This window comes from Actinokineospora terrae, from assembly GCF_900111175.1.
Lineage (GTDB): Bacteria > Actinomycetota > Actinomycetes > Mycobacteriales > Pseudonocardiaceae > Actinokineospora > Actinokineospora terrae.
Genome location: NZ_FOGI01000021.1, coordinates 39,523 through 62,206, shown reverse-complemented (window position 1 = coordinate 62,206; position 22,684 = coordinate 39,523). Strand labels below are relative to the sequence as shown.

The 22,684-nt window shown below is 70.5% G+C and carries 20 protein-coding genes; 16 read left to right on the top strand and 4 right to left on the bottom strand.

Going from position 1 to position 22,684, the window contains the following annotated elements; genetic code table 11:
* The first annotated feature begins 198 nt into the window (after positions 1-198).
* The 6 genes from BMY07_RS32410 to BMY07_RS32385 all read left to right on the top strand — a co-directional run bounded on the left by BMY07_RS32410 (position 199) and on the right by BMY07_RS32385 (position 8,372).
* Entirely contained in the window at positions 199-1,053 is an 855-nt protein-coding gene (locus BMY07_RS32410; RefSeq protein WP_092786988.1) for an alpha/beta hydrolase, read from the top strand.
* Positions 1,050-1,871: an alpha/beta fold hydrolase gene (locus BMY07_RS32405; RefSeq protein ID WP_092786986.1), complete on the top strand. Its 822-nt coding sequence runs from the start codon at positions 1,050-1,052 to the stop codon at positions 1,869-1,871. Before BMY07_RS32410 ends, BMY07_RS32405 begins: the two co-directional genes overlap by 4 nt.
* A gap of 26 nt (positions 1,872-1,897) precedes the next feature.
* Positions 1,898-2,704, top strand: coding sequence for an alpha/beta fold hydrolase (locus BMY07_RS32400; RefSeq protein WP_092786984.1), 807 nt, complete (start codon positions 1,898-1,900; stop codon positions 2,702-2,704).
* 433 nt (positions 2,705-3,137) lie between these two features.
* Entirely contained in the window at positions 3,138-5,189 is a 2,052-nt protein-coding gene (locus BMY07_RS32395) for a DUF8189 domain-containing protein (RefSeq protein WP_092786982.1), read from the top strand.
* A gap of 168 nt (positions 5,190-5,357) precedes the next feature.
* On the top strand, positions 5,358-6,959 hold the full coding sequence (locus BMY07_RS32390) for a methyl-accepting chemotaxis protein (RefSeq protein WP_092786980.1): 1,602 nt from the start codon (positions 5,358-5,360) through the stop codon (positions 6,957-6,959).
* A 117-nt stretch (positions 6,960-7,076) separates the two neighbouring features.
* A complete protein-coding gene (locus BMY07_RS32385; RefSeq protein ID WP_092786978.1) occupies positions 7,077-8,372 on the top strand; it encodes an NAD(P)/FAD-dependent oxidoreductase in 1,296 nt (431 codons plus the stop codon).
* 60 nt (positions 8,373-8,432) lie between these two features.
* On the opposite strand, the gene BMY07_RS32380 is transcribed toward BMY07_RS32385, so the two are convergent.
* Entirely contained in the window at positions 8,433-9,398 is a 966-nt protein-coding gene (locus BMY07_RS32380) for a mechanosensitive ion channel family protein (RefSeq protein WP_092786976.1), read from the bottom strand.
* A 195-nt stretch (positions 9,399-9,593) separates the two neighbouring features.
* On the opposite strand from BMY07_RS32380, the gene BMY07_RS32375 reads away from it, so the two are divergent.
* The gene (locus BMY07_RS32375; protein WP_092786974.1) at positions 9,594-10,025 is read left to right on the top strand and encodes an SRPBCC family protein; all 432 of its coding nucleotides are present in this window, start codon (positions 9,594-9,596) and stop codon (positions 10,023-10,025) included.
* A 20-nt stretch (positions 10,026-10,045) separates the two neighbouring features.
* Positions 10,046-10,726 carry an SDR family NAD(P)-dependent oxidoreductase gene (locus BMY07_RS32370; protein WP_092786972.1) on the top strand — a complete coding sequence of 227 codons (681 nt, stop codon included), beginning with the start codon at positions 10,046-10,048 and terminating at the stop codon, positions 10,724-10,726.
* On the opposite strand, the gene BMY07_RS32365 is transcribed toward BMY07_RS32370, so the two are convergent.
* Together BMY07_RS32365 and BMY07_RS32360 are read right to left on the bottom strand one after the other, a co-directional pair.
* Positions 10,686-12,272, bottom strand: coding sequence for a phytoene desaturase family protein (locus BMY07_RS32365; RefSeq protein WP_092786971.1), 1,587 nt, complete (start codon positions 12,270-12,272; stop codon positions 10,686-10,688). The two genes, BMY07_RS32370 and BMY07_RS32365, sit on opposite strands and share 41 nt — an antisense overlap.
* 97 nt (positions 12,273-12,369) lie before the next feature.
* Positions 12,370-12,681 (bottom strand): DUF6221 family protein, encoded by a 312-nt coding sequence (locus BMY07_RS32360; RefSeq protein WP_092786969.1) that lies wholly within the window; start codon positions 12,679-12,681, stop codon positions 12,370-12,372.
* Positions 12,682-12,890: 209 nt separating this feature from the next.
* Between BMY07_RS32360 and BMY07_RS32355 the strand changes: the two genes are divergently transcribed.
* The 8 genes from BMY07_RS32355 to BMY07_RS32320 all read left to right on the top strand — a co-directional run bounded on the left by BMY07_RS32355 (position 12,891) and on the right by BMY07_RS32320 (position 21,578).
* Complete coding sequence (locus BMY07_RS32355; RefSeq protein ID WP_092786967.1) at positions 12,891-13,745, top strand: STAS domain-containing protein; 855 nt, start codon at positions 12,891-12,893, stop codon at positions 13,743-13,745.
* A gap of 5 nt (positions 13,746-13,750) precedes the next feature.
* A complete protein-coding gene (locus tag BMY07_RS32350; protein WP_092786992.1) occupies positions 13,751-14,119 on the top strand; it encodes an STAS domain-containing protein in 369 nt (122 codons plus the stop codon).
* Entirely contained in the window at positions 14,116-14,520 is a 405-nt protein-coding gene (locus BMY07_RS32345) for an anti-sigma regulatory factor (protein WP_092786965.1), read from the top strand. The genes BMY07_RS32350 and BMY07_RS32345 overlap by 4 nt, the downstream gene beginning before the upstream one ends.
* Positions 14,517-15,557 carry an ATP-binding SpoIIE family protein phosphatase gene (locus tag BMY07_RS32340; protein ID WP_092786990.1) on the top strand — a complete coding sequence of 347 codons (1,041 nt, stop codon included), beginning with the start codon at positions 14,517-14,519 and terminating at the stop codon, positions 15,555-15,557. Before BMY07_RS32345 ends, BMY07_RS32340 begins: the two co-directional genes overlap by 4 nt.
* Entirely contained in the window at positions 15,554-17,275 is a 1,722-nt protein-coding gene (locus BMY07_RS32335; RefSeq protein ID WP_092786963.1) for an ATP-binding protein, read from the top strand. Before BMY07_RS32340 ends, BMY07_RS32335 begins: the two co-directional genes overlap by 4 nt.
* Positions 17,272-18,816 (top strand): SpoIIE family protein phosphatase, encoded by a 1,545-nt coding sequence (locus BMY07_RS32330; RefSeq protein ID WP_092786961.1) that lies wholly within the window; start codon positions 17,272-17,274, stop codon positions 18,814-18,816. The genes BMY07_RS32335 and BMY07_RS32330 overlap by 4 nt, the downstream gene beginning before the upstream one ends.
* 442 nt (positions 18,817-19,258) lie before the next feature.
* A complete protein-coding gene (locus BMY07_RS32325) occupies positions 19,259-20,458 on the top strand; it encodes a prenyltransferase/squalene oxidase repeat-containing protein (RefSeq protein ID WP_092786959.1) in 1,200 nt (399 codons plus the stop codon).
* A 181-nt stretch (positions 20,459-20,639) separates the two neighbouring features.
* Positions 20,640-21,578 carry a helix-turn-helix domain-containing protein gene (locus BMY07_RS32320; protein WP_143073750.1) on the top strand — a complete coding sequence of 313 codons (939 nt, stop codon included), beginning with the start codon at positions 20,640-20,642 and terminating at the stop codon, positions 21,576-21,578.
* Between the two features lie 34 nt (positions 21,579-21,612).
* Here the strand turns inward: BMY07_RS32320 and BMY07_RS32315 are convergent, their stop codons facing one another.
* Entirely contained in the window at positions 21,613-22,596 is a 984-nt protein-coding gene (locus BMY07_RS32315) for a M64 family metallopeptidase (protein ID WP_092786955.1), read from the bottom strand.
* Positions 22,597-22,684: the final 88 nt, after the last annotated feature.

Genomic DNA, 22,684 nt, shown 5'->3' with positions numbered 1-22,684 from the left:
TTGGCACCAGCGACTCCGAGGAGCGTTGTTCGGCCAACGCCTGGGAGGGGCACGTTGGGGCCAACGTCTGTGAGGGCCGGGTGGGGGCCAACGTTGTTTAAGGGCATGTCGAGGACCGTCGTCTGTGAAGGGCGGGTAGGGGACATGCAGTCGTGTGACTGATGCGGGGACCTGGGGGGTGTCGACAGGCTCTAGGGCATGACCAACGCACATGACACCGAGCAGGTTGAGCGGGCTAACGCCTCTGGGCTGACTCCCGTTGTCTTTGTTCACGGGCTCTGGTTGCTGCCCAGTAGCTGGGACCGGTGGGCTGAACTGTTCGAGGCAGCCGGGTACACCGCGGTTACCGCTTCCTGGCCGGATGACCCTGAGACCGTCGCGGAGGCCAACGCGCATCCTGAGGTGTTCGCGAACAAGACCGTCGGGCAGATCGCTGATCATGTTGCCGGGTTGGTGGGGCGGTTGGAGCGCAAGCCCGCCGTCGTCGGTCACTCGTTTGGGGGGCTGATCACGCAGATCCTGGCTGGGCGCGGGTTGTCGGTCGCATCGGTGGCCATTGACCCGGCGCCGTTCCGGGGGGTGTTGCCGTTGCCGATCTCGGCGTTGCGGGCGGCGGCGCCGGTGTTGCACAACCCGGCGAACCGGCACCGCGCGGTGCCGCTGACCTTCGACCAGTTCCGGTTCGCCTTCGCCAACGCGGTGGACGAGGACGAGGCCAGGCACCTGTTCGAGACCTACGCCGTTCCCGCGCCAGGCGCACCGCTGTTCCAGGCCGCGACGGCGAACCTCAACCCGTGGACCGAGGTCAAGGTCGACAACGAGAACCCCGAGCGCGGCCCGCTGCTGATCGTGTCGGGCGAGAAGGACAACACCGTGCCGTGGGCGATGGCCAACGCCGAGTACAAGCGGCAGAAGGCCAACGAGGGGGTCACCGAGATCGTCGAGATCCCCGGCCGCGGCCACTCGCTGATCATCGACAGCGGCTGGCGCGACGTCGCCGACACCGCGCTCGAGTTCGTCCGCCGCTTCGCCGCTACCGGGGGTGCCGCGTGAGCACCTTCACCACCGCCGACGGCACCGACCTGTTCTACAAGGACTGGGGCACCGGTCAGCCGGTCGTGTTCAGCCACGGCTGGCCGCTCAACGCCGACGCCTGGGACGGCCAGGCCCGGCTCGTCGCCCAGCACGGGTACCGCGCCGTCGCGCACGACCGCCGCGGTCACGGCCGGTCCGCGCAGACCTGGCACGGCAACGACATGGACACCTACGCCGACGACCTCGCCCAGCTCATCGAGGCGCTCGACCTGCGCGACGCCGTGCTCGTCGGCCACTCGACCGGCGGCGGCGAGGTGGCCCGCTACCTGGGTCGCCACGGCACGGGCCGGGTCGCGAAGGTCGTGCTGCTCGGGGCCGTGCCGCCGCGGATGCTGCGCACCGAGGCCAACCCCGACGGCGTGCCGATCGAGGCGTTCGACGGCATCCGCGCCGGGGTGGCCGCCGACCGGTCGCAGTTCTACTGGGACCTCAGCGCCCCGTTCTACGGCTTCAACCGCGAGGGCGCCGCCGAGTCCGAGGGCGTGCGGCGGGCGTTCTGGCTGTGGAGCCTGCAGGCCGGGCTGCACCAGGCCTACGAGTGCGTGAAGCAGTTCTCCGAGACCGACTTCACCGAGGACCTCAGGCGCATCGACGTTCCTACGCTCATCGCCCACGGCGACGACGACCAGATCGTCCCGGTCGACAACGCCGCCAGGAAGTCCGCCCTGCTCGTCCCCGGCGCCACCCTCAAGATCTACCCCGGCGCCCCGCACGGCCTGGTCGGCACCTACGAGCAGGAGTTCAACGCCGACCTCCTCGCCTTCCTCAGCGCGTGACCCCCCTGACCCGAAGGAGCTCCCCGATGCGCCGCCTGCGCACCGCCCTGCTCGTCCTCGCCGCCACCGGCGCCCTGCTCACCACCGCCGCGTCCACCGGCTCCGCGGGGACGGCGACCGAGGAGTCGCACCACCCCAAGCCCACGGTCGTCCTGGTCCACGGCGCGTTCGCGGACGCGTCGAGCTGGGCGGAGACCGCTTCCCGGTTGCAGCGCCAGGGCTACCCGGTGGTCGTCCCCGCGAACCCGCTGCGCGGCCTGACCCAGGACGCGGACTACGTCGCGGCCGTGATCAAGTCCATCCCCGGCCCGGTCGTGCTGGTCGGTCACTCCTACGGCGGCGCCGTGATCAGCACCGCCGCCGCGTCGTCGCCGCAGGTCAAGGCCCTCGTGTACGTGGCGGCGTTCGTCCCGGACACCGGCGAGGTCCTCGGTGAGCTCGCGGGCCGCTTCCCCGGTTCCGAACTGGTCCCCGCCCTCAAGCAGCTCCCGCACTCCACGGGCGTCGACCTCTACATCGACCCCACCAAGTTCCGCCACGTCTTCACCGCGGACCTCTCCCCGTCGACCTCGGCCCTGCTGGCCGCCTCCCAGCGCCCCATCAACGCCACCCTGTTCGCCGACGCCGCCCCCGCCGCGGCCTGGCGCACCATCCCGTCATGGGCCGTCGTCGCCAAGCAGGACCGCGCGATCTCCCCAGACCTGGAGCGCTTCGAGGCCAAGCGCGCCAACTCCAAGACCGTCGAGCTCGACAGCTCCCACGTCCCCATGCTCTCCCACCCGGACGAGGTGACCCGCGTCATCACCACCGCGGCCCGAGCCACCGCCAAGTAGTCCCAAACCAGGCGCGCCACCCTCCCTCCCCCGGGGTGGCGCGCCTTCCCTTGTCCGATTCGGCGCGCACGACCGGGTGACCGTCGACAAGCTCGGCGGAGCCCTGGGGCACAACCGCGTCCGGGTGTCCAGGTGGGGCAGTCGGGATCGGCACCCGTCCGTCCGTTCACGCCGGATGTCCGCTGCCCGACAATGGTTCAACCAATGGCTGAAGTCGCGGTGCGCCAAGGGATCCGGTGGTTCGCGCCCTCGGACTCCGTTCGCCACCGCCCGCTCGCAGGCGCACCAACAGCGCGGTGAGGTCGATTACTTGCTCGCCGTGGTACGCGCGTAGGTACTCCTTCCGGCTGTCGTGCTTGGTCGTTCTCTTCCGCGACGAAGCTGCCATGATCGTCGGGAACCCGCTTCGACAACGGAGAAGTCGGGGAGTGTCATGCCACGCAAGGCAATTGCGCTTGTCGGCGCGACCATCGCACTGGTGGCGTTAGCGCCCGCGGCCCAGGCCGCCGGACCCACACCGGTAGTGGTCAGCGTCGTCGCGCACCAGGACGACGACATCCTGTTCATCGATCCGGACCTGCGGAACACGATTCGCGCGGGCCGGGCGGTCACCAACATCTTCGTCACCGCGGGCGAGGCCTGGTTGGCACCGGGCGACCCGGGCGACCTGCCGGACGCGTCGGGCTGCCGAGACCACGAACTCGTCCGCGAGGCCTACGCGTATTGCCGCCAGCGCGGCGCGATGGCCGCCTGGGCGAACATGGCCGGGGTGGCCGACACCTGGTCCGCCGACCGCGTGACCATCCTCACCACAGCGGGCAACGTCCGGGTGGAGCGCCGAACGCTCGTACCGCGCCCCACCGTGCAGTTGCTGTTCCTCAACCTGCCGGAGAACGCCGACAGCAACCCGGACGTCGCGGGCCTGGACGGGGCGAGTCTCGTGCACCTGTGGCAGAACGACCGCACCGCCAACACGCTGGTGCCGTGGGGCAACACGAACCAGCGCTACACCTATGACCACGCGCGGCTGACGCAGGTGCTCTCCGGGCTGTTCACCCGGCTGCACGCCACGGTGATCCGCACGCAGGACCCCCACCCGGATCCGCGCTACCAGGGCGACCACGACGACCACGTGATGACCGCGCGGTTCGCGACCGAGGCCGCAGGGATCTACAACGCGACGCAGCCGTCCGCGCAGCTCTTCCACTACCGGGACTACAACATCTCGGACGCGCCAACCAACCTGCCCGGCCCCCTCCGTACCGACAAGGGCGCCACGTTCTCCGCTTACGCTGCCTGGGACGGTTTCGCGGACCCGACACCCACAGGCGCCTACCTGTCGTGGACACAACGGCTCTACCACCGCGACTCGACCGGCACTACCTGGGTCGGGCAGAACAACGACGGCCGGTTGCAGGCGTTCGCGGTCGAAGGCGGCAAGCTGGTCACCTGGTACCAGCGCGCGAGTGGCGCGATCAACCGCGGTGAGGTGCTGCCGACGCCGTGGCCGCTGCTGCCCGGGGTGTCGGTGGGCCGCAACGCCGACCGGCGCCTGCAGGTGTTCGCCCGCCGGGCCGACACCAACGAGATCGTGTCGACCTGGCAGACCGCCGTGGACGCGGGCTTCTCGACCACCTGGGTGTCGCTGGGCAACCCGAACGCGGGTTCCGACGACGCGTTCCAGGTGGGTGCCCCGGTGGTCGCGACGGGCTTCGACGGCCTGCTGCGGGTCGCGGTGAAGAACGGTGGCGGCGGGGTCAGCGTCAACACCCAGCAGGCCCCGAGTTCCGGGTTCGGCACCACCTGGGACGACATCCAGGGCTCGGGCGCACAAGACCCGGTCGCGGTTCAGGTCGACCGCGAGGGCGGGGTGAACGTGTTCGCCTACGCCATCGAGGACGGCGTTGGCCACATCCGGCACTGGCACGCCCCGTACGACGCGGGCACCCACACGACGGGGGCGTTCACCCAGGAGCCGTACCTGGCGGGCTACGAACCGGCCGGCCCGCCGGTGGCCGTGCACAACAAGGACGGTCGCCTCGACGTGTTCTACCGGCTGGCCACCACCGCGACCGACGACTTCGCGGGTCTGGTCGGTCACACCTGGCAACACGCGGACAACACCTGGAGCGCGGTCGGCGAGCAGATCGGTGGCCAGGGCGGCGTCGGCGAGGTCGCCGCCGCGGACGCCCCGGGCAGTTGGTCGGACTCGACGCCGATCGCCGACTCCCGCATCCTCGTGTTCAGCACCAACGGGACCGGCGGCCTGAGCACCACCCGCCAGTCCGACCCGGACGGCGGCTACCCGGGAGCGTGGACCGACCTCGGCGCCGTGCACGTGGGACAGCCCGCGGCCGGGGTGGACCGGCAGGGCTGCGTGTTCTCCTTCGCGCTGACCGACTCCGGCTCCCTCACGGTCCGCAACCAGACGACGTGCTCGGGCGGCCAGCCGCTGTCCCGGGTCCGGGAGATCGCGGGCCCCTGACCCGGACGGGTGAACGACGGCTCGCCGCCCCCGGCATGTCCGGGGGTGGCGAGCGCCACCCCCCTCGAACCGTGCCCGGAATCGCGCACCCGTTCGAACCCGACCCTCAGGTCCCGGGCCACCCGGCCGATGTGTGGCTGGAGCGGTGACGAGACGAAGGGTCGGCTGATGGCTGCAGGGCGGCGGGGCGGTGTGCTGGGCGGGTTCAAGGACCTCCCGGTGGCGGTGAAGATCTTCAGCGCGGTGGCGGTGGTCCTCGTGGCCTTCGCGGCCGTGGTGGGGTTGAGCCTGACGGGGACTGGACAGCTGACCGACGGGGCGCGGGCGGTGTACGACCGCGGGGTGCACGCCACCCAGACCTTGGCGAAGGTGCGGGCCGACATCCTGACCGACCGCAACTTCATGTTGAACTACTACATGTCCGACGCCGAGTGGCGGCCGAAGAACAAGCAGTCCATGGTCGCGCTGGACGCGGAGATCGAGTCGACCTTCACCTCTTACGCCACCGAGACCGCTGACTCGGCCACTCTCACCGCGCTGCGCAACACCTGGAAGAGCTACCTGACCGTCCGCGACCAGGAGATCCTGCCTGCCGCCGACAGCAACAACCTGAACGCCTTCTGGGACGGCTACAACAAGTCCGACCAGCTGACCGCCGAGCTCGACAAGCAGCTCGACGCCCTGACCACCGCGCAGGCCAACGCCGCCGCCGAGGCCGCCGCGGACGTCGCCGCCACCGGTGACCGGACCAACGCGTGGATCCTGAGCGGCGCGGGCATCGGCCTGCTGCTGGGTCTGCTGCTGGCGTGGCTGGTGGCCCGCGCGGTCACCGCGCCGCTGCAGCGGGTCACCGCCGTGCTGGAGGCCGTGGGCGACGGGGACCTGACCCGCCGGGCCGACGTGTCCAGCCGCGACGAGGTCGGGCAGATGGCGTCGGCGCTGAACCGGGCGACCGACAGCATGCTCGACACCGTGCGGACCATCGGGTCCAACGCCGCGGCGCTGACCGGGTCCTCCCGGGACATGGCCACCGCCGGTGACATCCTCGCCAGGGGTGCCGCGCAGACCGCCGACCGCGCCGGTGCCGTCCGCCAGGCCGCGCAGGACGTCTCGCTGCACGTCCAGACGCTGGCCACGGCCTCGGAGGAGATGGGCGCGTCGATCCGCGAGATCGCCTCGAACGCCTCCGACGCGGCCAGGGTCGCCTCGGACGCGGTGGCCTCCGCGCAGGAGACCACCGAGATCGTCGGCAAGCTGGGCGAGTCCTCGACCGAGATCGGCAACATCGTCAAGGTCATCACCAGCATCGCCGAGCAGACCAACCTGCTCGCCCTCAACGCCACCATCGAGGCCGCTCGGGCCGGTGACGCGGGCAAGGGCTTCGCCGTGGTCGCCAGCGAGGTCAAGGACCTGGCCCAGGAGACGGCGCGGGCCACCGAGAACATCGCCACCCGGGTGCAGACCATCCAGGGCGAGACCTCGTCGGCGGTCGGCGCGATCGAGCGGATCTCGCAGATCATCCACCGGATCAGCGACTACCAGACCACCATCGCCTCCGCGGTGGAGGAGCAGACCGCCACCACCAGCGAGATGAGCCGCAGCGTCTCCGAGGCGGCCGCCGGTGCCGACGCGATCGCCCAGACCGTGACCGACGTCGCCGAGGCCGCGTCCTCGACCAGCGACACGGTGAGCGCGTCCCGCGAGACCGCCGACTCCCTGGCCACCATGGCGGGCGAGCTCAACAACGTGGTCACCCGCTTCCGCGTCTGACCGGTACTACAGCCGATGGCCGGTGTCCCCGCGCGGGGACACCGGCCATTCGCGCGATCAGGCGTTCACCCCGTGTGAGCGAGGTTTCCCGATCCCGCTCCGAGGTACGCCTGGGATATGACTGCGATCATCGACCGGCCGGGTGCGCGGCACCGTGTTGTTGTCGTCGGCGCGGGTTTCGGGGGCCTGAACGCCGCCCGGGGTTTGCGCCGCGCGGACACGGAAGTCGTTGTCGTCGACCGGGTCAACCACCACTTGTTCCAACCCTTGCTCTACCAGGTGGCGACCGCGATCCTGCCACCTGGCGACATAGCGCCCGCGCTGCGCGAAGTGCTCGGCGAGAACTACAGAGTCATCCTCGGTGAGGCTACCGACGTAGACGCGGGCAACCGCATCGTTGACGTCATCCAAGCCGATGGCTCTATCCGCAAGCTCGGCTACGACTCGCTCGTCGTCGCGGTAGGCAGCACGGACAGCTACTTCGGCAACGACGGTTGGCGCCAGTGGGCACCACCGATGAAGACCCTCGATGACGCCGTGAACCTGCGGGGACGCATCTTGCGCGCGTTCGAGCGCGCGGCCATAGCCACAGACGAGGCCACGCGGCGCCGCGAGATGACGTTCGCGATCGTCGGCGCTGGCCCTACCGGGGTCGAGTTGGCCGGTCAGATCGCGGCCATGAGGCGACGCACGCTGCGCGGCCAGTACCCCGAGCTGAACCTGGACGATGTCCGCGTTGTCCTACTCGACGCTCTCGACTCCGTCCTGCCCCCTTATACCGAGTCCCTGCGCGACCACACCGAACGCAAACTGCGCGAGCTAGGCGTAGACGTAAGACTGGGCATGAAGGTCCAGGACGTCGATGACCAAGGAATCGTCTACGCCCCATCGGACGGCGGCCCGACTGAACGGCTCGACGCCGCCACCGTCGTGTGGGCCGCAGGTGTCCGTGCCGCCCCTCTTACCGGGAAGCTCGCCGCGTCGGCCGGCGTGGAGACGGACAAGAAGGGGCGCCTGGTAGTCCAAGAGGATTGCACGGTGCCCGGCCATCCCGAGGTCTTCGTCATCGGTGACACCGCCAACCACAACGACCTGCCCGGCGTCGCGGAAACAGCTCTCCAACAGGGCAAGTACGTTGCCAAGGCCATCCGCGCCAGGCTCACCGGGGAGAAGATCACGCCCTTCCGCTACCTGGACCTCGGGACCATGGCCACCATCTCCGCCGGTGACGCTGTCGCCGACGTTCGCGGCCTGCACCTTCGAGGCCTGATCGGCAAGGTGGCCTGGGCTGTCGTGCACCTGGCTTTCCTCGTCGGTTGGCGCAACCGGGCAGCGGTACTCGCGGGCTGGGCGTGGACCGTGGGCACTGGCCGACGCACCCAACGCGTCATCCTGGAGCCAGTGGCGAGCTAGTCCTATGGGGCGCAGCAACAAAGAGGGCGCCACCCGCGTGGGTGGCGCCCTCTTGGCTTGTCAGCGGGACGGTGGTGCTTGTCCGTAAGGCGGGATCTGGCCGTAAGGGTGCTGCGGCGGCGCGGGCATCGGGCCCGGGCCACCCATCTGACCACCGTAAGGACTTCCCTGGGGCGGCATCGCCGGGTACGAGCCGGTCTGGTGCATGCCCGATTGGCCCATCTGCTGCTGGTTCATACCCGGCTGGTGCATGGCCTGCTGGTTCATGCCCTCGGCACTCCACGCGGGAGCCCCCGCGCGCGCCGGTTCGCGAACCATCGGGTGGGCCTCCATGTGCTCGCGCATCTTCGGGATCTCGTGCTCCGCGCGGTCCAGCCACCCCTCCCAGCGCCGCTGCATGGGCTTGACCAGGCCACCGCCGACACCGACGATCGCGATGCCACCCGCGGTGGCCAGCACGGTGATGAGCACCGGCATCGTCACCGTGGTGGCGATTCCGACCTGGTTGAGGGCCGCGATGATGCCCAGCGCCACGATGAACACCGACGCCGCGGTGGCCAGCGCCTTGCCATAGGACAGGCCGCCCAGCACGGCGGTGATGAAGTCGCGCACGCCGCGGGCGATGGCCGCGGCCACGACCACGATGAGCAGCGCGACGGCCGCCTTGGGCAGCCAGGCCACGATGTCGCTCAGCAGCGCCGAGACCGGGTTGGCACCCCACACGCCGAACGCGACCTGCAGCGTGACCAGCATGATCGCGGAGAACACCAGCTTGGCGATGATGTCCGTGGCCTCGAACCGCGACCGCGCCAGCATCCGCCGGATCCCGCCGCGCTCGACGACCCGCTCGAACCCGATCCTGGCCAGCACCTTGCCGACGACCTTGGCGGCGAACCTCGCCACCAGGTACCCGATGCCGAGGACGAGCGCGAACCCGACCAGTCTCGGCACGAACGTGATGACCATCCGCCAGGCGTCGGAGAACCCCGCTCCGATGTCGACGGCGGCCAGCTGTGACACGGCCATCCGCTCCTCCTTGCACTCGGGGCACGTACTGCGCGGTCGTGGACACCGCGAAGCCCCGATGATGACCCGGCCCGCCCACCAGCGCTCGCTGACCAGCCACTATCGGGTGACGACGGCAGCACAGGGTGACCCGGGCGGGCCGCCGCAATCCCCGGCCCGCGGTTGTACCCGGCGATCCGCGGGTAGATCCCGGGCATGGCCCAAGTGCGCGTCGAAGTCCCCACCACGGCTGCCCGCGTCTGGGACGTGATCGCCGACGGCTGGACCTACGCCACCTGGGTCGTCGGCGCGTCCCACATCAGGAGCGTCGACCCCGGCTGGCCGGAGCCGGGGACCAGGATCCACCACAGCGTCGGACTCTGGCCGCTGGTCATCCAGGACGTCACCGAGGTCGTGGCGGTGGACCCCGGCCGCAGCATCGACCTTGAGGCCAGGGTCTGGCCCGCGGGCACCGCCCACGTCCGACTGGAGCTCCTGGAACAAGGCGACAGCACCACCGTCACCATGACCGAACACCCTCGTCGCGGGCCACTTGCCTTGACTCCCCGCGTGCTCGTCAACGCGGTTCTTGTCCCGCGCAACCGAGAGACGTTGAGCAGACTCTCCGACCTGGCCGCGAAGCCCTGACTCCTTATCGAGGTCACCACATGAGAAGTGCCCAGCCCCCTCTAGCCCTCGTCACCGGCGCTACCTCCGACATCGGCCGGGAAGTCGCTGGCCAGTTCGCGGCGCGCGACTTCCACGTCGTCCTTGTCGCTGACGACCCCGCGGTTCATGCCTTTGCCGCCGATCTGGACGCCCCGGCCGATGCCTTCCAGCTAGACCTCGGCATCCCGGACAGCGTCGACGCTCTCGTTGCGCGCATAGGTGTACCTGCGGCTGTAGCCATCAACGCCACGACCCAGGAGCATCAGTTGGCAGTAACCGACTCCACGGTCCGCGCGACGGTCCACCTGACCGATCGCTTACTCCCGGCGATGATCGACCGCGCTTACGGCCGTCTGTTGTTCACCTCGTCCGGTACCGCCAACCAGCCGGTCCACAAGGCAGCGAGGGCATTCGTCAGCACCTACGCGGCGGCCTTACGCGAAGAACTCCGCGGCACCGGCCTGACGGTGACTGCTCTAGGCCCGGAGTCACACCCTGCCCGCGCCTACCAAGACCTCATGGCAGGACGTGCCGAGGTCGCGCCGGAGACCCCGTTCAGCAAGGTCGCCGCTCAGCTCAAGCCCGAGCGTCTCGTCCCGGCGGCCCTGCGGATCGTCGCCAACGCCCGCTCGGTGCTCGTCACCCGGGCGGGTGGAGGGTTCGGTGGAGACCACGCATGACGGGCCGGTAGGCGGGGCCGTACCAGGAGTTGCTCGCCAGGGCCGCCCTCGCCGCGTTGGCCCCGGGGGCACCGTGGACGCCGCCCCCGGGGTGGGCTGAGGCACTGGCCAGGAACAGGCGCTGGACGACCGTGTCGGCCCTCGCCAGGCCGGGCGACGGCCGGAAGACGAGCTGCTGGTGGATCCCGGCGGTCCCGGAGTTGATGGCGCCGCCCACCAGGCTGGGGTTGCCGCGCTGGAGGTCGGCCGGTCCGGAGACCACCCGCCCCAGGACCAGGTCGCGGAAGCCGGGGGCGTGCCGCGCGATGATCTCCTCGACCCCGTCCGCCCACTCGGCCAGCCGCTCGACCGGCCAGTGCCCGCCGCGGGGGATGTGGCTGTAGAGCCAGGCCGACTCCGTGCCCGCGGGGGAGCGGCTCGGGTCGGTCGTGGTCATCTGGCCGAGCAGCAGGAACGGGGTGGTCGGGATCCGGCCGCTGCCGAGATCCGCGTCGACCCGCACCAGGCCATCCGCGTCGACTCCCAGGTGGACGGTCCCGGCCGCGGCGGCCTCGGCGGACCGCCAGGGGATCGGGCCGGACAGCGCCCAGTCGAGCTTGATCGTGGCGTCGTCCCAGTCGAAGCGCGCTATGTCCGACAGCAACGACGTAGGGACAACGGCCTCGTCGAGCAGGTCGCGATACAGCACAGGCGCGGGGACATCCGCCAGCACGGCTTTAGCGGCCCGTATGTGGTCTCCGCCCGCGACAACCCCCACGGCCTTCCCTTGCGCTACCAGCACTCGGCTCACCGATCGCGAACACTCGATCCGACCGCCGAGGGACTCCAGCCGCCGCACCAGCGCGTCAGTAAGAGAGCCCGCCCCGCCCTCTGGCGCCGGGAACCCCACATCTTGACCCAACATCGCGAGCAGCCAGCCGAACACCGCGCTACCGGCCTGGTTCGGGCCTAGGTCGGTGTGCATCGCGTTGCCCTCCAAGAGGATCCGCGCGCCCTCCCCGGCAAACCGCTCCTCGCCATACCGCCGCGCCGGCATCGTCGCGGCGCGTGCGGCCCGTAGGGCGTTGCCCACTCCTAGAGTCGTCAACAGGCCTAGCCCAGCCCGGACTGGGGGGAACGGGCGCAGCAAAGCGCGCAAGACGTCGTCTCGTACATCGAGATATCGGGCGTACTCGGCCCGCCACGCCGCGGCGTCCCCCGCCGCGAACGAACCGACAGACTCCGCGGTCCGCTCGACATCGCGCGAGAGCAACACCGCACGGTCGTCCGGAAACACATGCGCCAGAACGCCGGGCGCGTGACACCATCGCAGCCCGAACCGCTCAAGACCGAGATCGGCTATAGCCGGTGACGCTGCGGCAAGAGGGTGGAACGCGCTGTAGAGGTCGTGACGGAACCCCGGCACGGTCAACTCCGCGGTTCGCACAGCCCCACCTGGCGTCGCGGCCGCCTCCAGGACCAGTACCGACCACCCGGCGTCAGCCAGGACATTCGCCGCGACCAGCCCATTGGGCCCGCTGCCGATGACTACCGCGTCCGGCACCATCAACGCCTCCGCACCGGGCCGGGGTAGGCCGCGCTCGCACAGTGATCCACTCCAGCGTCCATGGTGGAGGTTTCACCGCCACGTCGCCAGGCGAAACCTACTGCTGCGCGCGCCACTCCTCCTGCCAACCGTGGTGGGCGTCATAAGCGGTCGCGAGCAGGCGCAACGTGTCCTCGTCGGCCACGGCGATCTCCGCGCGCAGCAACGGCGCCTTCTCTTCGAACGGCACCGGCTGCCCGGCGGCCGCGACCGGCGCCAGCAGCAACCCCGTGCCGTCGTCGGTGCGCAGGACGTGCAGCCGTCCGAGGCGTTCCGCCTCCTCCAGGAGGGGGATGCCACCGGAGGCGGCCCGCCGCTCGTCTTCGGCGAGCCGGTCGGCGAGAAACGCGCGCAGGGCGTCGAGGTCCATGCTGGCGGACTACCCGGTAGCGGAACCCGTCACACGACGGGGTTAGGCTTCTCATGTTCCGGAGCCGAGGTTGAGCCAGCAGCCCGCTCACCGGTTCCCGCGCGGTTCGGACATCCAGGCGGATAGCGCTGTCACTACGCGGCCCCGAACGCGAACACCCTTCCGCCCTCGGCGCTAAGCTCCGCCGGTCGGCTCGACTAGGAGGCAGGATGACGATCGACACCGGGCGCTCGGACAACCTCGCGGACCTGCTGCGGACCAACACCGCGGCACTGACCGCGCGGTGGGTCGAGGTCGCCGCTGCCACGCTCAGGGGCCGGTTGACCACCGCGGAGCTCGAGCGCGAGCTGGCCGAGCTCTACAACGCCCTGCTCGCCGGGGTGGACAGCGGCAGCCGCGACGTCGCCGCCGAGCCGTACGCCGAGCTGCGGGCGCTGCTGACGGACATGTCCCGGCGCCGCGCCAGGACCGGGTTCTCGCCCTCGGAGACCGCAGTCACCGTCTACGCGCTCAAGCAGGCCGTGTTCGAGTTGATCGACAACGACGCGGTCGAGGGCGGGCTGCGCGAGGTCGTGGCGTTCTCCCGGCTGCTCGACGCGTTCGGGCTGCAGACCTTCGAGAGCTACGCCAAGGCCCGCGAGGAGGTCATCGACGAGCAGGCCGAGCAGCTGCTCGAGCTGACCACACCGGTGGTCAAGCTGTGGGACGGCGTGCTCGCGGTGCCGCTGGTGGGCACCCTGGACTCCGCCCGCACCCAGGTCGTGATGGAGAAGCTGCTGGAGGCGCTGGTCACCACCGGCGCCGCGCACGCCATCATCGACATCACCGGGGTGCTCGCCGTCGACACCCAGGTCGCCCAGCACCTGCTCAAGACCGTGATGGCGGCCAGGCTGATGGGCGCCGAGTGCACCATCTCCGGCATCCGCCCGCACATCGCGCAGACCATCGTCGCGCTCGGCATCGAGTTCGGCGACATCACCACGAAGTCCTCCCTCGCCGACGCGCTGCGGCACGCGCTGCGCCGCTCCGGGGTCGAGTTCACCGCGGCCGAGCGGCGCCGGTGAGCGCGGTGGAACGCATCCCGATCCTCAAGATCGGCGATGTGCTGCTCGCCTCCATCCAGGTCGACCTGCAGGACCGCGACGTGCTCGCGCTGCAGGAGGACCTGGCCGAGAAGATCACCGCGACCGGCGCGCACGGGGTGGTCCTGGACATCTCCGCCGTCGACATCGTCGACTCGTTCATCGGCCGGATGTTCGCCACCATCGCCGCCACCTCCCGGCTGTTCGACGCGCACACCGTCGTGGTCGGCATGCGGCCCGCGGTGGCCATCACGCTGGTGGAGCTCGGCCTCACCCTGGGTGAGGTGCGCACCGCGCTCGACCTGGAGAAGGGCCTGGCCATCCTCGCCGAACTGGGCGAGCGAGCACCGCGGTGACCGCGGCGCGGGAGGACATCCCCATCGCGGCCGACGAGGACGTCGTCCGGGTGCGCCAGATCGTGCGGTCCTTCGCGCAGCGGGCGAAGCTGTCCCTCGTGGACCAGACGAAGCTGGTGACGGCGACCAGCGAGCTCGCGCGCAACACCCTGACCTACGGCGGCGGCGGGGCGGCCGTGGTCGAACTGCTCGGCGAGGGCAGGCGGCAGGGGGTGCGGGCCAGCTTCCAGGACTCCGGTCCCGGCATCCCCGACACCGCCCTCGCGCTGACCGACGGCTGGACCAGCGGCCGCGGCATGGGCCTCGGGCTCAGCGGCGCGCGCAGGCTCGTCGACGAGTTCGACCTCGACACCGAGGTGGGCCGCGGCACGACGGTGACCGTGGTCAAGTGGTCGCGGTGAGTGGGACACCGCCCACCGACCACCTGCCCACCGCCGAGGACGTCGGCTGGCTGCCCGTCGACGAACTCAGCGCCGTCGGGGCTGCCCGACGCGAGGTGACCGGCCTCGCCGAGCGGTTGGCGTTCGCGCCGACCAGGGTCGCCGAGGTCGCGCTCGCGGTGACCGAGCTGGCGACCAACCTCGCCAAGCACGCCGAGCAGGGTGTGCTGCTGCTGCGCGTGCTGCGCACCGCGGACCGGGCCGAGGTGGAGATCGCCTCGATCGACCGCGGACCGGGGATGGCCGACCCCGGGCTGGCCTTCCAGGACGGCCATTCCACCACCGGCACGCTGGGCATCGGACTCGGCGCTATCTCGCGCCTGTCGGACGCTTACGCGATCCGTTCCTCGGTGGGGAGAGGCACGATCCTCACCGCTAGGTTCGGACCGGAGCAGAGCCGCCGCCCCACACCTGTTGGCTTCGACACCGCCGTGGGCGTCACGCGACCTATGGGTGGCGAGGAGATCTGCGGAGACGGGTACGCCATCCGCAGGCAGGACAACCGGCTGCTGTTGATGCTCTGCGATGGCTCTGGTCACGGACCACTCGCGGCCTTGGCGTCACAAGCAGCGGTGCGAACCTTCCTGGACATCGACTGGACCACGTCAGAAGATGCCGTCCGCCTGCTGCACGGTGGGATGAGCGGCACTAGAGGCGGCGCGGTCGCCGTCGCGGACTTGGACCCATCGGCAGGCGTGGTGCGCTACGCGGGAGTGGGCAACATCGCGGGCACAGTGGTGACCGAGCGCAAACGCGGCATGGTGTCCCTGCCGGGCATCGCGGGCTACCAGGCGCGGACGATCCGGCGGTTCGACTACGAACTGCCCGACGACGCCGTGGTGGTCCTGCACTCGGACGGGATCAACGAACGCTGGACCGTGGACCCGCTCGAACGCTGGACCGCGGACCCACTGGTCATCGCGCTGGACCTGCTCCGCGAAGCAGGCGGCCGCCGTGACGACGCGTCAGTGGTGGTGGCCAAGGCGGGAGGCCGATGAGCGGCGTCGAGCTGTTGACGCTGTCCCTCGCCGGCGAGCAGGGCGTGTTCCTGCTCCGGCAGCGCGGCCGCGAGGTGGCGCGCGCGATCGGCCTCGACACACAAGACCAGATCCGGATCGCGACCGCGCTCAGCGACCTCGGCAGGCTGCTGCTCGTCGGTCAGGCCTCTCTGACGGTTGCCTTCGAGCTACGTCAGGACCCACTGGCCTCACTGGTGGTGCAGCTCGGCACGAGCCTGTCGAGCGCGCCGGTGTCCGAGCCGGGATGGTCCACCGCGGAACGCCTGCTCGACGAGGTCACCGTCGAGCACCGGCGGGGCAAGGTCCACGTCACGGTGCGCAAGGCGCTGCCAGCGGCGACGGCGTTCCCGGACACGATCGCGGGGGAGCGGCTGCGTGCGGACCTGGCGGGCCTCCAGCCGGGCAACGCGTCCGACGAGCTGCGCGCCCAGAACGAGGACCTGCTGCAGACGCTCGACAGCCTGGAACGCAAGCAAGAAGAACTGCTGCAACTCAACGCGGAGCTGGAAGAGACCAACCGCGGTGTTGTCGCCCTCTATGCGGAACTGACCGAAGAGCTCGACGACACCAACCGCGGCGTTGTGGCCCTCTATGCCGAGTTGGACGAGAAGACCAACGAGCTCAAGAGGTCCAGTGAGGCCAAGAACCGGTTCTGGTCCAACGTCAGCCACGAGGTCCGAACGCCGGTCAACTCGATCGTCGGCCTCACCCGGCTGCTGCTCGGACCCGGCGCCGACCCGCTCACCGAGGACCAGCGCAGGCAGTTGGAGCTGATCGGCACCTCGGGCAGCGGCCTGCTCACCCTGGTCAACGACCTTCTGGACGTGGCGAAGGCCGAGTCGGGCCGGTTGGAACCCCGGGTGTCCGACGTGGACATGCGGCTGCTGTTCGCGCACCTGCGCGACAGCTTCGCGCCCGACACCCGCGACGGCGCGGTCCGGCTGGTGCTCGACGACCTGCCCGACGCGCCAGCCCCGCGCACCGACGACACGCTCCTGCTGCACATCCTGCGCAACCTGGTGTCCAACGGGCTCAAGTTCACCGAACGCGGTGAGGTGCGGGTCACCGCGACCACCGACGGCGACCACTGGGTGTTCACCGTCGCCGATACCGGGATCGGCATCCCGGCCGACCACGTGGACAAGGTCTTCGAGGAGTTCCACCAGGTGCCCGGCCCGCTGCAGGCGCGCGCTGCGGGCACCGGGCTCGGCCTGCCCTACGCCCGCGGCGTCGCCGAGGTGCTGGGCGGGTCACTCGATCTGCGGAGCACGCCTGGTCAGGGCACGATTGTCACCGTGCGACTCCCCGTCTTCGCGGCCGAGGCCCCGGCCAGACCCCGCTCGGTGCTGCTGGTCACCGCGGACGACACCCTGCGTGTGCGGCTGAGCACCGCGATGGACCCGCTCGTCGACGCCGTCCGGCAGACCGCGGACGGCGCCGGGGCGGTGCTGATGGCCGCCGCCGAGCCGCCCGGGCTGCTGGTGCTCGACCTGGCCGCCCCGCACGCCGAGGACTGCCTGGACGGGCTGCGCCGGGACCCGAGGCTGGCGGGCACCCCGGTGCTCGCCGTGCAGTCGGCCGAGCACCGCGACCGGGACATCGGCCTGGTGGTGCTGCGCACCTCGCAGCTGACCACCGAGTCGATCCGCGACGGCATCCGCCGCGCGTTGGCCGCCGTCGCGGAGCCCCGGCCGTGACCGCCGGGTTCGACGACGACCGGCCCGCGCGCATCCTGATCGTCGACGACACCGAGGCCAGCCGGTACGTCACCGGCGGCTGGCTGCGCCGGGGCGGCCACGAGATCGTCGAGGCTGACACGGGGGCAGGTGCCCTCGTCGCGTTGCGCGCGAACGAGGTGGACCTCGTCATCCTGGACGTGAACCTGCCGGACATGAGCGGGTTCGAGGTCTGCGAGGCGATCAAGAGCGACCCCGCGACCGCCTCGCTGCCGGTGGTGCACGTGTCCGCGAGCCACATCGAGGCCAGCGACCGCGCCGCCGGGCTCACCAGGGGCGCGGACGCCTACCTGAGCGAGCCGGTCGACCCGGGCGAGTTGCAGGCGACGGTGAAGGCCGCGCTGCGGTACTACCGGGCCAGGGTCGCGGCCGAACGGCTGGCCGCCAGGTTGAGCCTGCTGACCGCCGCGAGCCTGGAGATCAACGCGGCCCGCACGTTCCCGGCGTTGGTGACCGCCGCCGTGAAGGGCGCCGCCGCTGTGCTCGACAGCGCCGCGACCGTCCTGCTCAGGCTGCGCGACGGGGCCGAACTGTGGGGGAGCAGCGAGGGTTCGGGCAGCGCGGTGACCGTGTCGAACACGCGGCTGCTCGACGGTCTCGCCGACGAGGTCCTGCCTGAGCGCACGACCTCCGCCCTGCGAACGTTGCCGGATGGCGCTAACTGCGCCGTGTTGGCGCGCACCAGGTCTGACCATCCGGTCACCTGCGTCGCGTTGCCCACGCAGGCCGTAGTGGCGCAAGAGGAACGCGACTTGTTGGTCCAGATAGGACTAACGACAGCCGTTGCCGCCGAAGGACTGCGTGCGTTCACCGACGAACATGACATCGCGCTCGCGTTGCAGCGGAGCCTGTTGCCGAGCGGCCTACCGCGCTCGGCTGGCGTAACCATGGCCGCGCGCTATGTTCCTGCCTCCACCGTCGCCCAGGTCGGTGGTGACTTCTACGAGGTCGCGGAACTGGGAGACCGGCTGCTCGTCGCGATCGGGGACGTGACCGGGCATTCCATCGAGGCGGCCAGCGTCATGGGCGAGGTCCGCCACGCCCTGCGCGCCTACGCCATCGAGGGCCACCCGCCCGACCTGATCGTCGAACTCCTCAACGCCATGCTCCGCCGGTTCCACCCCGAGGGCCTCACGACGCTCTGCGTCCTGTTGCTCGATCCGTTGGCGGGCAAGGCAACCATCGCGAACGCCGGTCATATCCCGCCGCTGATCGTGGACTCGTCGAGTGCGCGCTACCTGCGCTTGCCCGGTGCGTTGCTCGGGGTCAAGACACCGCGCCCGGCAGCGACCACGGTGGACATCCCCTCTGGCACGACCGTAGTCCTGATGACCGATGGGCTCATCGAGCGCCGTACGTCCGCTCTGGACGCGGACATGGAGCACCTGCGTGCGTCGATGCGGGCCGACGAGGACCCCGAGTCGATCTGCGAGAGGCTGTTGGGCACCTACGGTCAGAACAAGGACGACGACATCGCCCTCTTGGTCCTACGCAGGGACTGACTGCTCCTGATGGCAGCGTTCGGTTGCGCTATCCGGTGCAAGCGGTGAGTACCGGGTCGATCACGATTCAACTAACGGCCGCTGACGCCCACACGAGCGGCTGACTTTGCTCTTAGCGCTTCCCGTTGGTGTTAAGGGGAAATCGGCCGCGTTGGGCCGTACGGGTGGTGACGTCGGTGACCGCTAACGGATCTTGCGGTCCGTAGTTGCCGTTGGGCATGATCCGAAGCGTTGAGCACCCGCGCCCACACGGGAAAGCCCGGTCTGAGCCCGGTGCCCGCCCGCGAGGTCGGCTGCCCGCGGTGCGGTGGAACCTGGATCCCCGTGCGCGCGGCGTGCTCCGCACACGTCGAGGTCCGCGGGTTCCCCGGGTGCGCCGGGTCGGCTGTGGCCTCCCGCGCGAGAGGCGTAGGACATGGGCCTTGGCCCCAGATCAGCTGTCATGACAGGCGTCACGGCTGTCGCGCTCGTGTTCACCCCGCTCGGTGCGGCGGCCCAGACGGGTGCCACGGCCGACGACACGGCCGCGGGCTGGCTCGCCCGGCAACTGGTCGACGGTGACCACGTCGAGAGCGCCCCGGCGACCCCCGACTTCGACGGCACCGCGGACGTGGTCCTCGCCCTCGACGCCGCCGGGGTCGCCTCGGACGCCGCGACCAAGGCGGCCGCGTTCCTCGCCGAGCCGGACACCGTGCTCGAGTACGTGGGCGACGGCGCGGCCGAGTCCTACGCCGGGCCGCTGGCCAAGCTGGCGCTCGTCGCCGAGTCGCGCGGACTGGACCCGAAGTCGTTCGGCGAGGTCGACCTGGTCACCGCGCTCGGCGCGCTGCAGGCCCCGTCCGGCCGGTTCGTCGACGCCTCCGCCCAGCCCGACCAGTCCGACGGCCTGAGCCAGGCGCTGGCCGTGCTCGCGCTGGAGCGGGCCGGTGGGGCACCGGCGAAGGCGGTCGACTTCCTGGTCGCGAGCGCGTGCCAGGACGGTGGTTTCCCCGCCGCGCTCGACACCCCGTGCGTGTCGGATGTGGACGCCACGGCGGTCGCGATCCAGGCGCTGGTCGCGGTCGGGCGCACCGACGCCGCCACCGCCGGGGTGACCTGGCTGGTCGGCAAGCAGTCCGCCGCGGGCGGGTTCAAGACGAACCTCCCTGACGCCTCGGACAACGCGGGGTCCACCGGTCTGGCCGCGCAGGCGCTGCGCGTGGGCGGTAAGGCCGCCGAGGCCGACAAGGCCGTCGCGTTCTTGACCGCTCTCCAGCAAGGGTGCACGGCCGTTGAGGCTGTGCGCGGTGCCATCTTCTCCTCGCAGGGACAGGCCGCTGGCGCCGTTAGTGCTACCAGTCTCGCCATCCCGGGCATCGTCGGTATCAGCTATGCCAAGGTGAGCGCGGTGGGCGCGAACAACACACTGCCCATCGTGGACTGCACGACGCCTACGACCTCCAGCACCACGGCCGCGATCAACCCGATCGTCAACCCCGGCGACAACAACAATGGCGTCTCGCCCGCGCCGCAGGGCGGTAAGGCACCTGCTCTTGCCGCTACCGGGATCTACCGTCCGTCTGTTGCGTGGTTGGGCGTTCTCCTGCTCCTGAGCGGTACGGCTCTCGTCGCACTGGCCCGCCGCCGGGCATCTACCCGCTAGAACGCGCGGTGAGAGCACCGATCGCCGGTGCTCTCACCGTCCTCTTAGTCGCCCGAGACCAATTCGGTGTATTGCTTCCTTGGCTCGATACTTGAGCCTTCCACCGTCGTGCGCTCATGCTGTGGGGACACCCTGCCGATTCACCCCCTGCCGACGCACCTCTGGAGAACGCACTGTGACCATGGCCGCGCCGACCACCGACGACGGGGAGGACCTGTCGGCCGAGCTGGCCGCCGCCCTGCGCGCCGGACCGTTCGACCGCGCGCTCGACCTGGCGATCCGCCGCCGCGGCCTGAGCCTCGAGGCGGTCCAGCGGCGCGTCGCGCTGCGCGGTGCCACGGTCAGCCAGGCGACCCTGAGCTACTGGCGCCGGGGCGGCCGCCGCCCGGACGGCGACCGCTCGCTGCGCGCCGTGCGCGCCCTGGAGGACAGCCTCGGCCTGCCGCGCACCGCCCTGGAGCGCCTGATCAGCCCGACCCGCCACCGGGTCGCCGAGGACACCGCCGCGGGCCTGGCCAGCGCGCTCGACCTCACCACCGCCGCGATCGAGTCCTGCGACGGCATCGACCTCGCGGGCAACACCCGGCTGGCCCTGATGTCGCTGCACCAGCACGTCCACATCGGCGCCGACCGCACCGAGCAGCGGGTCCGCACCGAGGTCGTCGCCACCGCCAGGGTCAACGGCGTCGACCGCTGGGTCTGCTTCTTCCACCCGCAGGACGGCGACGGCCACCACCCCACACTCCGCACCACCGAGTGCTGTAGCCCCGCGCGGGTCCGCACAGACCCGGAGAGCGAGCTTCTCGCTGTCGAACTCCGTTTCGACTACCCGCTCCGCGCGGGTGACACCTACGTCTACGCCTACGAGATCGGCTACGACGGCCCTCCGCCACCGACCGACTACGCGCAGTACGGTTTGCGGACCCCGGCTCGTCAACTCCTGATCCAGGTCTCGTTCGACCGCGATCAGCCACCGGTCCGGTGCTACCGCTACTACAAGAGCCCATCGGGTCTTAGCTCCAACGACACCGAGCTCCCTCTAGGCCCGAGCATGACCACTCACATCGCTGTGCCGGACGCGCCGCCCGGTGTTCACGGCATCCGTTGGGAATGGGACTGACCGGTCGCGGACCGGGGCCCGCGACCGGTGACAGCTAGCGGACCGGCGCCTTGCGCGCGATGGCCGCCTTCATGATGTCGAGCCCGATCAGGTTGAACTGCCTGCCCAGACTCCGCATCAGCGAGTTGTCCGTGGGCCGGTAGACACCGCGCTTGTAGTAGTAGCCGCCCTGGTAGGTGCCGATGACGCCACCGTCGGGGGAGGCCTTGCCGATGTAGGAGTACCACTTGACCTTGTAGCGGGTCATCGTCGCGCTCGGGTAGATGGACACGTTGGCCTCGCGGGGCTCGGAGCCCGTGTAGAGGTCGTTCGGGTAGTCGTACTCGTCGGCGAGCCCGCCGATGGAGTGGCCCAACTCGTGCGCCACGATCTGCCCGGACTGGGCGTTGCCGCCGGACGAGGTCGCGACCCCGCCGCCCGCGCCGCCGTACTTCGTGCTGTTGGCCACCGCGAGCACCTGGTCGGCGCCGGGGGCCAGCGCCGCGTACTGCTTGGCCTTGGTCTCGTTGACGCACAGCAGGCGCTCCATGTCACCGCACCAGAAGTACATGTCCAGCGCGGTGCTGCGGCTCACCCCCTTGCTCGGGTCGTTGTCCACACCGGACTGCGCGGACACCACGTTGACCTGCCACACGTTGAACGAGCTCTTCATCGACTTGAACGGCTCGACCTGGGTCAGCTCGTTCCACCGGTTGAGCACGTGCTGGTGGTAGGTCGTCAGCTGGGCGGAGGTGTAGCCGTCGCCGACGAACACGAGGTCGAACTTCGAGCTCGACGGGCCCGCTTGCTGGATGGTGACCACGTCGGCGCTGACCGCGGCGAGCGGGGCGGCAGTGGCTACAGGCGCGGGGACGCGCGCCCGGCTGATCTTGCCGTCGGGGGAGAAGACCTCCTTGACGACGCCGGCCACCGCGGGAGCGACCGGTGGTGCCGCGGTGGCGGCGGGCTGGACCGCGACCACGACAGCGGCGGCGACTCCCGCCGCTGCCACAGCGGCTAACAGGGACTTCTTGCGCATGATGCTCCGTTCAGGCAGGGAACCACGCAGGGGGGACGGTGCGCAGAGCCCGCCAACCATCGCGCGCACACCGAGCAGCCGGGTAATC

What these genes read in the sequence shown, in the direction of transcription:
- BMY07_RS32395 (WP_092786982.1), top strand. Translation starts at nt 3,138, where the DNA reads ATGCCACGCAAGGCAATTGCGCTTGTCGGCGCGACCATCGCACTGGTG.
- BMY07_RS32385 (WP_092786978.1), top strand. Translation starts at nt 7,077, where the DNA reads ATGACTGCGATCATCGACCGGCCGGGTGCGCGGCACCGTGTTGTTGTC.
- BMY07_RS32380 (WP_092786976.1), bottom strand. Translation starts at nt 9,398, where the DNA reads ATGGCCGTGTCACAGCTGGCCGCCGTCGACATCGGAGCGGGGTTCTCC.
- BMY07_RS32355 (WP_092786967.1), top strand. Translation starts at nt 12,891, where the DNA reads ATGACGATCGACACCGGGCGCTCGGACAACCTCGCGGACCTGCTGCGG.
- BMY07_RS32325 (WP_092786959.1), top strand. Translation starts at nt 19,259, where the DNA reads ATGACAGGCGTCACGGCTGTCGCGCTCGTGTTCACCCCGCTCGGTGCG.
- BMY07_RS32320 (WP_143073750.1), top strand. Translation starts at nt 20,640, where the DNA reads ATGGCCGCGCCGACCACCGACGACGGGGAGGACCTGTCGGCCGAGCTG.
- BMY07_RS32390 (WP_092786980.1), top strand. Translation starts at nt 5,358, where the DNA reads ATGGCTGCAGGGCGGCGGGGCGGTGTGCTGGGCGGGTTCAAGGACCTC.
- BMY07_RS32335 (WP_092786963.1), top strand. Translation starts at nt 15,554, where the DNA reads ATGAGCGGCGTCGAGCTGTTGACGCTGTCCCTCGCCGGCGAGCAGGGC.
- BMY07_RS32365 (WP_092786971.1), bottom strand. Translation starts at nt 12,272, where the DNA reads ATGGTGCCGGACGCGGTAGTCATCGGCAGCGGGCCCAATGGGCTGGTC.
- BMY07_RS32400 (WP_092786984.1), top strand. Translation starts at nt 1,898, where the DNA reads ATGCGCCGCCTGCGCACCGCCCTGCTCGTCCTCGCCGCCACCGGCGCC.
- BMY07_RS32375 (WP_092786974.1), top strand. Translation starts at nt 9,594, where the DNA reads ATGGCCCAAGTGCGCGTCGAAGTCCCCACCACGGCTGCCCGCGTCTGG.
- BMY07_RS32360 (WP_092786969.1), bottom strand. Translation starts at nt 12,681, where the DNA reads ATGGACCTCGACGCCCTGCGCGCGTTTCTCGCCGACCGGCTCGCCGAA.
- BMY07_RS32410 (WP_092786988.1), top strand. Translation starts at nt 199, where the DNA reads ATGACCAACGCACATGACACCGAGCAGGTTGAGCGGGCTAACGCCTCT.
- BMY07_RS32315 (WP_092786955.1), bottom strand. Translation starts at nt 22,596, where the DNA reads ATGCGCAAGAAGTCCCTGTTAGCCGCTGTGGCAGCGGCGGGAGTCGCC.
- BMY07_RS32370 (WP_092786972.1), top strand. Translation starts at nt 10,046, where the DNA reads ATGAGAAGTGCCCAGCCCCCTCTAGCCCTCGTCACCGGCGCTACCTCC.